Below are 12763 nucleotides of genomic sequence, written 5' to 3'. Positions count from 1 at the left end.
GCTAAATCGGCCCAGCCACGGTAACCACCGGGTCATTGATGCGCTGTATCAACTCAGCCCCCTCGTTACGCGGATTGCCGACCGCCTTAGGCACGGGATACCAAGTAAAAGCCTCGGCACCCAGCCCGTGCTCAGCGGCGATGATCAGCGCTCGAACCGGATCGGTTTCGGCGTTGAGCCATTCGGCCGCGAGGTCTGGCGGCAGCACCACGGGGCGTCGGTCGTGGATGTCGAGCAGCCCTGCGTCGGCGGCGCCGGTGACGATAGTGAAGCCATCGTCTTCGCCCTGTTCCAGGCCTTTAGTCACGTGGCACAACGAGGCAAAGAACAGCGGTGAAGCGTCCCGGGCCTTGATGAAATACGGCTGCTTCAGCTTGGCATCGTCCGGGTGTTTGACCCATTCATACCAGCCATCCGCCAGCGCCAGGGCGCGCTGCGTCCAGATGCCACGGAAGAATTTACCGGTGGCCAATGTTTCGACCCGGGCATTGATCGCCCGCGGCATTTTCCCCTTCGCCCACTGCGGCGCGTAGCCCCAACGAACGTTCTCGACCGCCAGGCCATCGCCGGTGTTGTAGATGATCGGCGCGCGCTGGGTGGGTGCGATGTTGTAGCGCGAGCCCGCTGCGGGATCGGTGCGGTCGTCGATGGGCTGCATGATCGCCAGCACGTCACGCCAGCGGTTGAGGTCTTGTTCTTTCGCGTAGCGGCCGCACATGTCAGTTGATCCTGCTGGTTGCCATAAAGGTCAGACCGGCCAGCGCGCCAAGGGTGCGTAAAAGCGACGGGGGGCGACCGTCGCATTAGTGTAGAAAGCATCGCAGCCAATCGGAATGCCGCCCAGCCGCTCCTCCGGTCAGCACGACCTGTGGGAACGGCTGGGCGGCATCCCGATTAGCCGCGATGCTTTTAAGGGAGTTCCGCGAACCCTTTAGGCCCAGCGAACCTGCGCCGGAAACCGCGCCACAAAGCACGTCCCCTCTTGCGCCGTAGATGCCACACTCAAACTACCGTTGTGCCCGAGGGCAATTTCCGAGGCGATGTACAAGCCCAATCCCAAGCCTTCGCCCCGGGCGCCGCCTTCGGAGCGGGTGAAGGGTTTGAACAGCAGCGGCATCAGTTCGGGCGGAATCGGTGTGCCCTGGTTGGTGACCGAGAGGACGATTTCCGGGCCCTCGGCGTAGGCGTTGATGGTGATCGGCTCTGTGATGGAACCGTGGGTGACGGCGTTGCCGACCAGGTTCGACAGCAGCTGGCTCAGGCGCAGCGGGTCGCAATACACGCCTGCCGGCAGGGTCATGTGGCGAACGAGGGTGGCGTCGGGGTACGAGGCGCAAATTTCGTCGAGCGTGAGTCGCAGGGTGTGCTCAAGATCGTCCACGACGGTCCGGTGCACCGGTATGCCGTCGCCCAGCCGGCCTCGGGCGAAGTCCAACACGTTTTCAATCAAGTGGCCCATGCGCACCGAGCTGTTGCGGATGGCGGCGATCAATCGCGACGAGCGCGCGTCGGTGGGTTTGCTGTCCATCAGGTCGGCGCTCATGCGAATGGCGCTTAACGGCGTGCGCAAGTCATGGCCAAGCACGGCGATAAATTGCTCGCGCAGGCGGCTGGTGTTGTTCGCTTCGGCCAGGTCGGCCCGCGAGGCGCTGAGCTGGCCCTGGGTGTCGAGGTTCATGGCGATGAGCTGGGCGAATAGGGTCAGCGTCTGCACGATGGTCGGGTCGTCGAGGTTGGCGGGCACCGAATCAATCGCGCACAAAGTGCCGAAAAAGTCGCCATTGGCGGTGATGATGGGAATGGAAATGTAGCTTTCCAGGCCATACAGCAGCGGCGTGTGATGGGTGGCGTATTCGGGGTGGACGCTGGCGTGACCAAACACCACCGGGTTGCGGTGGCCGCGAATCTCGTGGCAAATCGTCGAGTCCAGCACCAGCTCGCCGCCAGGCTGCAAGCCGAACTCAATCGAGTCGTCGACGGCGCAGGCTACCCAGTATTTCTCCGTCACCCGCGCCACGGCGGCGAAGCGCATGCCGGTGAGGTTTTTGACCATTTTGAGGATCAGCGGCACCGCCTCAATCTGGGCGATGGCCTCGACGGAGGCGGCGTATTCGGGGTTGATCACTGGCTGAGCCTCGGTATGCGAGGCGCGAGATTATCACGCCAACCGGAGCGCTCGAAGCACCGCTCAGCCGTAGCGCCGACGGTAATCGGCTGGCGTTACACCCACGTGTTTGACGAACGCGCGGCGCAAGGTATCCACATTGGCAAAGCCACATTTGGCCGCCACCTGCTTCGGCGCATCGCCACCGTTTTCAAGCAGGGCGCGGGCTGCAGCAATGCGCGTGGCTTCAACCCAGGCGGCCGGCGTAACGCCAACTTCGGCGTGAAACAGCCGGGCAAAATGGCGCGCACTCAGCCCGGCATGGGCCGCCAGGCTTTCGACCGAGTGCGCCAACGCCGGATGAGCGGCGACCCAGCGCTGCACTTCCTGCAACGCCGAGCGCCCGGATGGCCCCGCCTCGCCCCGGCGGCTGAACTGCAACTGGCCGCCCGGCCGCTTGAAAAACATCACCAATTGCGCGGCCACGGCCATGGCCACGTCTCGCCCCAGGTCTTCCTCCACCAGGCTCAAGGCCAGGTCCAGGCCCGCTGTCACGCCGGCCGAAGTGCGCAACTTGCCGTGACGCACATGCAGGGCATCCGCCTCAACGGTCACGCGCGGGTACTGGGCCCGCATAACATCGACAGACGCCCAGTGCGTGGTAATGCGCCGGCCATCGAGCAAGCCGGCGGCGGCCAGCGCAAACGCCCCTGTGCACACCGAACCAAAACGCCGTGCCTGCCGCGCGCTGTGCTGAATCCAGGCGAGCAGTTCGGGCTTGTAATGCAGGCTCGCGGCATGCGGCGCGCCGGCCACGATAAAGGTATCGAGCGCACCCAGCGGCTCGCCCACCACGGCGTCGGGCAAGAGCCGCGCGCCGGATGAACTGCTAATGGGCCCCGCCTCGCACGCCACCACGCGAAGCGCATACACCTCGCGCCCGGTTTCCAGATTGGCCTGGGCGAACACGTCAAGTGGGCCGGAAACGTCGAGCAACTGCATACCCGGCAAGGCAAGAATGGCGATGGTTTTAGTGTTTTTCGATGCAGGCATGGTGCACGTCTCGGTATCACGCGAAATGGCAGTATATGACGCTACACGCCGTTTGATGCCATAGCCGCCGATCATGAAACTGACAACGCCCCCTACTCTTCTCTGGAGCGTGTCATGAACCCGAACATTGCCGGCATCACCATCCCCGACAGCCAACTGGCGCGGCAAATCACCGAATGCGTACGCGATACCGCCTCGCCTTTGCTGTTTCACCACTCCAGCCGCGTGTTCTATTTCGCCGCGCTGGCCGGTCAGCGCATGGGCCTGAAATTCGACCCCGAGCTGCTCTACTGCGGTTGCATGTTTCACGACATGGGCCTGACCCACCAGCACAGCAGCGCCTGCGAGCGCTTCGAGGTGGATGGCGCCAATGCCGCGCGCGACTTTTTACAGCAACGTGGCATCGCCCAACCCGACATCGACACGGTGTGGACCTCCATCGCGCTGCACACCACGCCGGGCATTCCCCAACACATGCACCCGGTGGTTGCGCTGGTAACCGCTGGCGTGGAAATGGATGTGCTGGGCCTGACGTACCCCAACTACAGTGCCGAAGAACGCGAGGCGATCACCCGCCTACACCCGCGCGGCGCGCAGTTTAAGGAGGACATCATTCAAGCGTTCTACGACGGCATTAAACACAAGCCCGACAGCACGTTCGGCAACGTCAAAGCCGACGTGCTGGCCGACAAAGACCCGCGCTTTACCGCCGGCAACTTCTGCGAGGTAATCCGCACCTCGCAGTGGGCCAGTTGAGGGTCGGCTTGTGCAATTGGCCGCTTGTTGCAACACAACACCGAGCCGCCTGAGCTGCCCCGAATCCACACCTTGCGCGGCGGCTCGCAAGGCGCCATGGCACAACCGCAACCTGAGGACCTGGCGGCGCCCATGGCTCATATCTAGCACCAGAAAGCGACCGCACGCGGCACGACACAGTGTGTCTGAATCGAGGTGGCGATAAGCAAATCACCGGGTGCTTACGTTAGTGGTCGGACTGCGGGCCGCCGCCTCGCCAGTCGAGCAAATGATGAGAAAAGCCATAGCTCGCGCCTTGGTAGTAAGCGACTGCTCGGGCCACCACCGGGTCTTGCACATTGGCCGCAACCTCGACACTTTCACCCAACGCATCCACGTGCCGGCGCAGCGCAGCGCGTGGACTAAGGATGGCTAAATCCTTGCCATCAAACAGCCCGAGGTGCTGGTAGTTGCCCACCAATACCCTGGGCGGCAGCACAGCAGGTTGGAGCAGGTTACGACCGAAGAACGTCGACTCGTAGCCCATATTCAACAGTCCCAGTAGCGTGGGTGCGAGGTCGATCTGGCTGGCCAGTTGGCTCTCCTCGCGGGCTGGCACAAGCTTGGGCGCATAAATAAACAACGGAATGTGGTAGTTGCGTATCGGCAAGTCTTCCTTGCCCGCACTGCCAGCGGTGTGGTCGGCAACGAATACAAAAATGGTGTTATCGAACCAAGGCTTGGAACGGGCTAGTTGCAGGAATTGGCCGATCGCGTAGTCGGTGTATTTGACCGCGCCGTCACGACCGTCTCCGGATGCAATATCGATTTTGCCGTCAGGATAGGTGTATGGCCGATGGTTCGAGGTGGTCATCAATTGCAGCAGAAACGGCTTGTGCTGGGCGAAGTCTTCGTCGGCCAGTTTCAGCGTTTGCCGGTACAGATCTTCATCGGCCATGCCCCAGGCATTTTTGAAGTGGATATCCGCTTCATCAACGCTGCTTTGGTCCACCACGCGGTACCCATTGCCGCCGAAGAAGGCGTTCATGTTGTCGAAGTAACCGCGGCCGCCGTACACGAACACGCTGTCATAGCCGACCTGCTTGAGTTGCTGACCCAAGCTGGCGAACCCGGATTCGCGCCCCACGCGCTTGACAATAGAACGGCCTGGTGTGGGTGGAACCGACAGCGTAATGGCTTCCAGCCCTCGGTCAGTACGGGTGCCGGTGGCATAAAAGTTGTTGAAGTACAGGCTTTGCTTGCGCAACAGATCAAGGTTGGGTGTCAGGCCGCCGGCATGGCCGTTACTACCCAAGTACTTAGCGCTGAGGCTCTCGATGGTTACCAAAATGATGTTGTGGGGCTGGTGATTACCCGTCGCGTTGATCGTTCGGCGAATGTCGATTGCCTCCTTGCCCACAAACTGCACACCTTCTTGGCCGAGCTCTGCGCGCAGCAATTGCGCCACCTCATCGTTGGGTAGCGTGGCGTAAAACTGCGGGTAGTCGAGCTCGTTGTTTCTAAAGGCCGCGAAGAACTGATAGGGCCCATTGCTGGCCAGTTCATGCTGGTAGGTATTTCCGCCCTGCTCTCGCGGTGTGTCTTGATCGACCATGAGCAGTACGCCAGCAGCAACAACACACAGCGCGGCAATGTGCAGCAACCGATGGCGCCACGAAGGCAGTGGCGCTGCCAGAATTCGCCTCAGCGGTTTGTGCAGCACCACGCAAGACACCAGCGCAATGACCGCTAACCCGCTGAGCAATTTACCGATGGGGTAAGACTCCAACAGGTTGTTCAGCACTTCATCGGAATACACCAGATAGTCGACCGCAATAAAGTTGAAGCGCACCCCGAACTCGTCCCAAAACAGCCATTCGGCCGTAGCGGTAAACAGCATCAAAAACACGCTGACAGCCAGCAACGCCTCCATCAGCCAGCGATGCCCGCGGGTGCGCCACAGCGCTGGCGGGCACAGCAGAACGTACACACCAAGCGGCAGCAAGGCATACACCAGAAAACTGAGGTCGTACAAAAAGCCGACGGAAAAAATAGAAAGAAACGCTGAGCCCGCCTCCGAATGGTGGGCGATAAGCAGCGTAAGACGGGTAAGAAAGAAAACCAGCAGCCAGAGGCTTGAGAGCAGGGATAAAAAACGCAATGGGGCGCAAGCAGCTAAACGCATACGAAGTCCTTTTGGGCGCCCCCGCCAGTGACGTGTGATGCAGTGTGAGGGGGCTAATATCCTGGTCACTGAGCTCAGTTAAGCCGCGTTTGCCAAGGGCGGGAGAATTTATCCTTGCGAATGACAAAATTTCGTCAAAAAAAGGCGCTTAAAGCGCCTCACAATCCCCCGCGTTTTCAGCTCGTTCGGGTAGCAGATTTTTTGGCTTTGGCGCTATAGCCCAACAGAGGGGGTCGACATCTAGCGACGACGTTTTAGCGCGCCGCGTAGAAAACGATGGTCCGCCGAGAACAGTCGGCAATAGGTGAGGAGCACCGCTATTACAGTGCCTAGGGCGGAGGCGGCAGCAATCAAAAACATGATGACGATCTGGTAACGAACCGCTTCTGTCGGACTCTGACCGGCCAACACCTGACCGGTCATCATTCCAGGAAGACTCACAATGCCCACCACAGACATTTGATTGAGCGTGGGTATCATGCCCGCCCTGACTGCCGAGCGAATCACGGCTTGGGCCGCCTCCCAGCGAGAACCACCCAAGGCCAATATCGTCTCCACGCGGCCGCGTTCGGCACTCAATTCGTGAACCATTCGCTCGACGCCCAAACTGACGGCGGTCAGCGTATTACCCAGGATCATGCCCAGTATCGGGATCGCATAGTGCGGCGCGTACCAAGGCTCAGCGCCTACCACCGCCAACACGCCGACAGCCGCCACCAGCCAGGCGCTGACGGAGATTGAAACGAGGCTATCGAGGTGCTGGCCGGCGTAGGTATAGGCGCCTCGCCCTGCCGCCGAAAAGCCTGCGATCAACGTCATAAGGCACATTACCGGCAGCACCACATACCAAAACGCAAACTGGAAAATCCACCCAAGCAAGTGGCCAAGAATCAGCAATTGCACCACGGTACGAACTGAGGCCCATACCAGCTGGCGCTCAAGGCCTAACCTCAATACGGCCGAAATCGCACCGTTGACCAGTACCAACGAAGCGGCAATTGCTATGTCCACGGTGGAGAGTGTTTCGTAGTTCATACGGGCCGTTCGCCGAGCACGCCGCCAGACATCGTCAGCTGGCGGTTGCTCATCCGCTTTGCTTGCGCAGGGTCATGGGACACCCAAATGTAAGCGCGGCTCGCAGGGGCCGCATCGAACCATTGTCGTATCAATGCCTCAATCGCTTGAGCAGATTCGGCGTCGAGCGACGCAGTGGGTTCGTCCAGCAGCAATACCACTGGCTGCAGCTGAAGTGTTCTGACCAGCGCCACAATCTGTGCCTCGCCTGCGGATAGCTCGGCAGCGGTTCGGGACAGAAAAGCCGCATCCTTTCCAGCAGCGCAAAGCCAGGCGGTGGCACGGGCCAAATCGAAGTGCAGGTGGCTCAGCGACTTGAGCGAAAACGGGAAACGCAGGCTGTCGCGCACCGTACCGTTTCCCAGCGTTGGCCGCTGCGCGAGGTAGCAAACCTGGCTGCGATAGCTTGGAACCTGCGCATTGGCCACCGGTTGGTTGCGCCACAACAGCTCCCCGCTGCTCGCCGCGTCCAAACGCGCAAGCGCCCGCAGGAACACGCTTTTGCCGGATCCTGAGGCGCCCGTGAGTGACAGTTGGTCTGCACCGTAAAGCCTGAAATCAGTTGGCCCCAGCAAGCGACACTGACGCTCATCGGTTCGCGTCAGCGCCTTGGTCTCAATCATCAGCTCAGGGCTTAGCTGCATAACGTATCGACGCCGAAGTCGCTTCGTTCTGCGGGTACGAGGTTGTGTCGCTGCGACAATTTTTTCATTCCCTCTGTGAAACGCTCAAATGACCGAACGCGGTAGCGAGCTGCAATCGGCGAGCATATTGCGGACAGACTTGGAGAAAAAAAATGCTGGCAGTTTTACCACCTCGCCTTGCAAGCGAAACACTTCACCCCGAGCCCACGCCGAACAAGCGTGTGTTACGCGAGCTGATTCAACAAGCCGGCATGCGTTCATCTATGCCTCGTCTTAAAGTCATGGCAACTCTGTTTCTCGCCGGCGAAGCCGATCTGCAGACACCTGGCATTTCAGCCAGGCACTTGCATCAGCGTCTTCGTCTGGCCGCAGAGCCGTTGTGCATTGCCAGTGTGCGAGACGTGCTGCGCCGTTTGAAGCGAAAAGGAATGGTGCAATCGCTAGGCCGGGACTGCTATTGCTTGGCCCCTGAAGTGGTTCATGCATTACGCAGCTGAACAGTCGAGGCCCTAAGGGTCGCCGCGTGCATGGGGGTTCGCAGCCACGGGCGGCGAGAAACCTTGCTTACTGTCAATTTTTGCCAGCAGCGTCTGCAACGCCAGCACGCAACCTTCGGGCTCTGGCGTTGCCGAGCGCAACTGCGAGAGCGCCCGGTCAATCGCTTTATCGACAGCTGTCCAGTCCGACGGCGCGCGCGGCTGCAATGTTTCTTCAGCGCGGTCCCAGGCAGTTTCCAAATCTCTAATGCGCGCGCGTGCACCCTTCATATCACCCCGTTCAACCATGGCGAGGGTGTCCACGGCAATCTGGCGGAAACTGCCAAGTTCACCCAACGAGCCTATCGCTACGGCAGGGGCCGCCTGTTGGCTGGGCACCCAAAACCAACCCCCCACGCCCAGAACGCCCAGCATAAGCACACTCGCCAGAAACGGCTTTGCCCTTAGCTTTGCGCGGTCCTCCTCGGGCATGAGCGCAGCACGTTTGCGTTGCTGCAGCGTCAGCCAGATGGCGGTGGACATAAAAATCGACGAGGCGGCCCCTGACAGCAGCCCAAGAACCAGCGCCAGGGCGAACATTTGTAACGGCTCGCACGCAAACAGGTACAGGCTGGCAGACGCCATTACCACCGTAAGCACGGTGTACAACGAGCGCCCTAACGTTTGGCGGATGCTCAGGTTGATCAAGGCAGCCAATGAGTGAGACTCATTGGATGGCGCGCCTTCCTGGTTTTCAACGATTCGCCCGAATATGACGATTTTGTCGTTCAGCGAGTAGCCGATGATGGTCAGCAGCGCGGCGATATAGGTGACATCAATCTCGAACTTGAACAACGCGAAGATGGCCGAGACGAACAGAATGTCTTGCACGATTGCGAGAACGGTTGCCAGCGCAATCGACCCTGAAAAACGCAGCCCTATAAACAGCGCAATGCTGGCGAATGCAGCGAGCACTGCGTAGATCGCACGTCTGGCGAAATCATGGGCAACAGACGGATCCGCGGTGTTCTCCTCATACTCGACGGACGCATATTTAGCCTCAAAGGCACGGACGATTTGGCTCAGTTCTTCAGGCTTCAGAATCTCGTCAAAGCGCACCGCAACGTGGGTATTTTTTTCCCCGCCCACGGCCACTGTGGCAGGCACTGTTCCGGCATCAGCCATGGTTTGCGTAGCGTCATCCTGGGTTATTGCGCGATCAACATCGATATCCAGCGCGGTACCAGCAGTGAAGTCGATGTCCAGGTTGAGCCCATGGGCACGGTAGTAAAGCGAGCCCGCGACGATGACCAACAGCGAGGTGAAAATCACCGCCTTGCCCAGGCCCACCACGTTAAATACCGTGCACGTTGACGGTGCTTTTTGGCCGCCGCAAGTGACCAGGCTGGACGTGACCCACTGTGTATCGACAAGCAGCAGCATCAGCCCGCGGGCAAGAAAAAAGTTGGTGCCGATACTAATTACGATGCTCACCAACATCGTCAACGCAAAACCCTGGATCGGGCCGATACCGGCGACAAACAAGGCGATCATTGCCAAAGCGGTCACCAGGTTGGCGTCCCGAATGGTGGCGAAAGAGCCGGAGAAACCGTTGCTCACGGCATCGCGCAACGGGCGGCCAAGGGCGATTTCTTCACGTAGCCGCTCGAAGCAAATAATGCTGGCGTCCGCAGCCATTCCTAGCCCCAATACGAACGCCACCACCGCCGAAAGCGACAACGTGGCGCCGCTGATGGTGAATACAATGAGCAGCAGCCAGAGATACATGACTGTGCAAAAGGCTGCGATCAAACCGGCAACGCGGTACACGCCAATCAGCAACAGAAAAATACACGCGATGCCTATTAAACCGGCCTGCACTGTTTCGGCTAACGCGGTCTTTCCCAGTACGCTGCCGACCGTCTGCGTGTATTTTTCGGTCAGTTGCGTGGGCAGTCCTTGGGCACTGCCTAACAGTGATCGTGTCTCTTGCGCCGACGTAAGCCCCGCCAGTTTGACGCGAATGTGGTTGGTGCCCTCCAAGCGGATATCCGGCTCGGAGATGCCAATGCTGTCAGCGCGCTTTTGCAGAATATTTACGGTTTGCAGCACGTCGCTCTGGGCTAGCTCAGCGTGTCCTGCCGCAGGACCGACCACGTAATAAATCTCGTAACCTCCTCGAAACTCCAAGCCGAAGCGCACCTTGGACGCCAGAGGAACAAAGGAGCCAGCCATCAAACAAACCAGAAGGCCGGCAAGCACGACAAAGCTGAAACGACGTTTGTGAATGGACATAAGCGAACCCAGGCTGCTGCGCCGTCACCATTGCTCCCCAAAGAGCCGCGACGCAATTGACCGGCAGTCTAGAGCTGCAAATGTGAACCCCTCGTCAAAGCGTTCAACGATGAAAAATCGAGTAGTCGGCACAGCAGCATTCAGGCGTTCGCCAAAGCAAATGGCGCAGCCGCTCACGGCAGGCTGCGGTTGCGGTTACCCCGCCCAGCGTTTGAACAAGACGCTGGCGTTCACGCCGCCAAAACCGAAGCCGTTGGACAGCGCGTACTCAATGGGCATTTCTCGCGCGCCGCCATGCACGATGTGCAGCCCGCCGACGGCCTCGTCCGGGTCGCTGAAATTGAGCGTGGCGGGCACCAACTGATCGCGGATGGCGAGGATGGTGAAGATCGCTTCAAGGCCACCGGCCGCGCCCAACAAGTGGCCGGTGGCCGATTTGGTCGACGTGACCGCCACGCCCGACTCCTCTCCGAATACCGCTTTGATGGCGGCCAACTCCCCTTTGTCGCCCACCTGCGTCGACGTGGCGTGGGCATTCAAATGCTGAATCTGGCTTGGCGTAATGCCCGCTTGGGCGATGGCCTGCTGCATGGCCCGGCGCGCGCCGTTGCCGTCTTCGGGGCCGGCGGTCAGGTGATAGGCGTCGGCACTGGTGCCATAGCCCGCCAGCTCGGCAATCACCGTGGCGCCGCGCGCTTGCGCATGTTCCAGCGACTCGATCACCAGCAAACCGGCACCCTCGCCCATGACAAAACCATCGCGGGCTGTGTCGAAGGGGCGCGAGGCTTTGGCTGGCGTGTCGTTGTACGCACTGGACATCGCCCGCGCCGCCGCAAAGCCGGCGAGGCTGACGCGGTCGATGGACGCCTCGGCGCCGCCGCAAACAGCGATGTCCGCTTCGCCGCTGCGGATCAACCGCGCGGCATCACCAATCGCCTGAACGCTAGCAGCGCACGCCGTGACTGGCGCTCCGATGGGGCCGCGCAAGCCGTACTGAATCGACACATGGCCGGCCGCGAGGTTGGCGAGAAATGAGGGAATGGTGAACGGCGACAAACGCCGTGGGCCTTTGCTGTCGGTGGTGCGCACGGCATCGGCAATGGCGCCAAAGCCACCGACGCCGGTGGCGATGATGGTTGCCGTTCGTTCGCGCTGGGCGTCGGTGCTCGGCTGCCAGCCGGCTTGCGCCAATGCCTGCTGGGCGGCGGCCAGGGCGAACATGATAAAGCGGTCCATCTTTTTCTGTTCTTTGGCCGGGATAAAGGCGTTGGGGTCGAAGCCGGCTTCGGGGTCTTCTTCCAGAGTCGGCACGGTGCCGGCGATTTTGCAGGTGATGTCGTCGACCGTTTCGGCCGGCAAGGCGCGAATGCCGGAGCGGCCGGCGAGCAGGCGCTGCCAGACGGGTTCAATGCCGACGCCCAATGGCGAGACGAGGCCCATGCCGGTGATGACGATGCGGGTGTGGGGCATAACGGGGTTCCTTTGTTTGGTGTTTCGTCACCAGCCGATCAGTGATCGACCGTCATTTCCGCGCAGGCGGCGGTCCAGAATTTCGAGTCGTTCGGCTGAAGTGGCCGCTCGTATTTATTACCGCGTGCGCTGAACGTTGGCTTTCGCGCCTAACGCGCATTTCAACCACCCCCCCGTCATCCTCGCGAACGCGGCGGTCCGACGATTCGGGATCCAGAATTTCCAGTCGTACGGCTGAATTGGCCTAACGTATTCATTACCGCGCGTGCTGAGCGTTGGCTTTCGCGCCTTACGCGCATCGCAACCACCCCCCCCGTCATCCTCGCGCAGGCGGCGGTCCGACGATTCGGGATCCAGAATCTTCCGTCGTACGGCTGAATTGGCCTAACGTATTCATTACCGCGGGCGCTGAACGTTTTGTTTCGCGCCTTACGCGCGACTCACTTTTTCCAGTCGCCGGTATGCCGGACCATGAAAAAGTAAGCAAAAACGCTTGCCCCTACCTTGGCCTTCCGCTGCGCTCCAGGTCCCCTCATTCCGTCGCCGCTCCGGGGGCCGGACTAGGCGTCCCCGCGATAAGGGCCATCCTTGGCCCGACACGCCTTTCGCGGCTCCCGGCCGCTCAACCCCCTACACGTCGACTCCATTCGGCCTGCGATGAATGGGGCGGGTAGATCAAGAGCGGTAGATCACAAGCGGTAAATCAAAAGCGGTAGATCAAGGTCAC

General features: G+C 60.4%; 10 protein-coding genes. 2 read left to right on the top strand and 8 right to left on the bottom strand.

What is annotated here, in order from left to right:
- Position 1: 1 nt before the first annotated feature.
- From ACZZ0Q_RS07610 to ACZZ0Q_RS07600, 3 genes are all read right to left on the bottom strand, one after another.
- Positions 2-718: an SOS response-associated peptidase gene (locus tag ACZZ0Q_RS07610; RefSeq protein WP_463539497.1), complete on the bottom strand. Its 717-nt coding sequence runs from the start codon at positions 716-718 to the stop codon at positions 2-4.
- A 213-nt stretch (positions 719-931) separates the two neighbouring features.
- Positions 932-2125 (bottom strand): GAF domain-containing sensor histidine kinase, encoded by a 1194-nt coding sequence (locus ACZZ0Q_RS07605; RefSeq protein ID WP_463539498.1) that lies wholly within the window; start codon positions 2123-2125, stop codon positions 932-934.
- Between the two features lie 63 nt (positions 2126-2188).
- Positions 2189-3157 (bottom strand): GlxA family transcriptional regulator, encoded by a 969-nt coding sequence (locus ACZZ0Q_RS07600; protein WP_463539499.1) that lies wholly within the window; start codon positions 3155-3157, stop codon positions 2189-2191.
- Between the two features lie 114 nt (positions 3158-3271).
- Here ACZZ0Q_RS07600 and ACZZ0Q_RS07595 point away from each other — a divergent pair, with 114 nt between their 5' ends.
- Entirely contained in the window at positions 3272-3913 is a 642-nt protein-coding gene (locus ACZZ0Q_RS07595) for an HD domain-containing protein (protein ID WP_463539500.1), read from the top strand.
- A gap of 226 nt (positions 3914-4139) precedes the next feature.
- On the opposite strand, the gene ACZZ0Q_RS07590 is transcribed toward ACZZ0Q_RS07595, so the two are convergent.
- The 3 genes from ACZZ0Q_RS07590 to ACZZ0Q_RS07580 all read right to left on the bottom strand — a co-directional run bounded on the left by ACZZ0Q_RS07590 (position 4140) and on the right by ACZZ0Q_RS07580 (position 7774).
- The gene (locus ACZZ0Q_RS07590) at positions 4140-6077 is read right to left on the bottom strand and encodes an LTA synthase family protein (RefSeq protein WP_463539501.1); all 1938 of its coding nucleotides are present in this window, start codon (positions 6075-6077) and stop codon (positions 4140-4142) included.
- Between the two features lie 240 nt (positions 6078-6317).
- Positions 6318-7112: an ABC transporter permease gene (locus ACZZ0Q_RS07585; protein WP_463539502.1), complete on the bottom strand. Its 795-nt coding sequence runs from the start codon at positions 7110-7112 to the stop codon at positions 6318-6320.
- Entirely contained in the window at positions 7109-7774 is a 666-nt protein-coding gene (locus ACZZ0Q_RS07580; protein WP_463539503.1) for an ABC transporter ATP-binding protein, read from the bottom strand. The genes ACZZ0Q_RS07585 and ACZZ0Q_RS07580 overlap by 4 nt, the downstream gene beginning before the upstream one ends.
- Before the next feature lie 173 nt (positions 7775-7947).
- Here ACZZ0Q_RS07580 and ACZZ0Q_RS07575 point away from each other — a divergent pair, with 173 nt between their 5' ends.
- Complete coding sequence (locus tag ACZZ0Q_RS07575; protein ID WP_463560429.1) at positions 7948-8292, top strand: Fur family transcriptional regulator; 345 nt, start codon at positions 7948-7950, stop codon at positions 8290-8292.
- A gap of 12 nt (positions 8293-8304) precedes the next feature.
- On the opposite strand, the gene secF is transcribed toward ACZZ0Q_RS07575, so the two are convergent.
- On the bottom strand, positions 8305-10566 hold the full coding sequence (secF, locus tag ACZZ0Q_RS07570) for a protein translocase subunit SecF (RefSeq protein WP_463560428.1): 2262 nt from the start codon (positions 10564-10566) through the stop codon (positions 8305-8307).
- A 195-nt stretch (positions 10567-10761) separates the two neighbouring features.
- The gene (fabF, locus tag ACZZ0Q_RS07565; protein WP_463539508.1) at positions 10762-12036 is read right to left on the bottom strand and encodes a beta-ketoacyl-ACP synthase II; all 1275 of its coding nucleotides are present in this window, start codon (positions 12034-12036) and stop codon (positions 10762-10764) included.
- Positions 12037-12763 lie beyond the last annotated feature (727 nt).

Source organism: Pseudomonas sp. AC070, assembly GCF_979258635.1.
The sequence above is the reverse complement of the archived record's forward strand: the minus strand, read 5'-3'. Positions and strand labels throughout refer to the sequence as shown.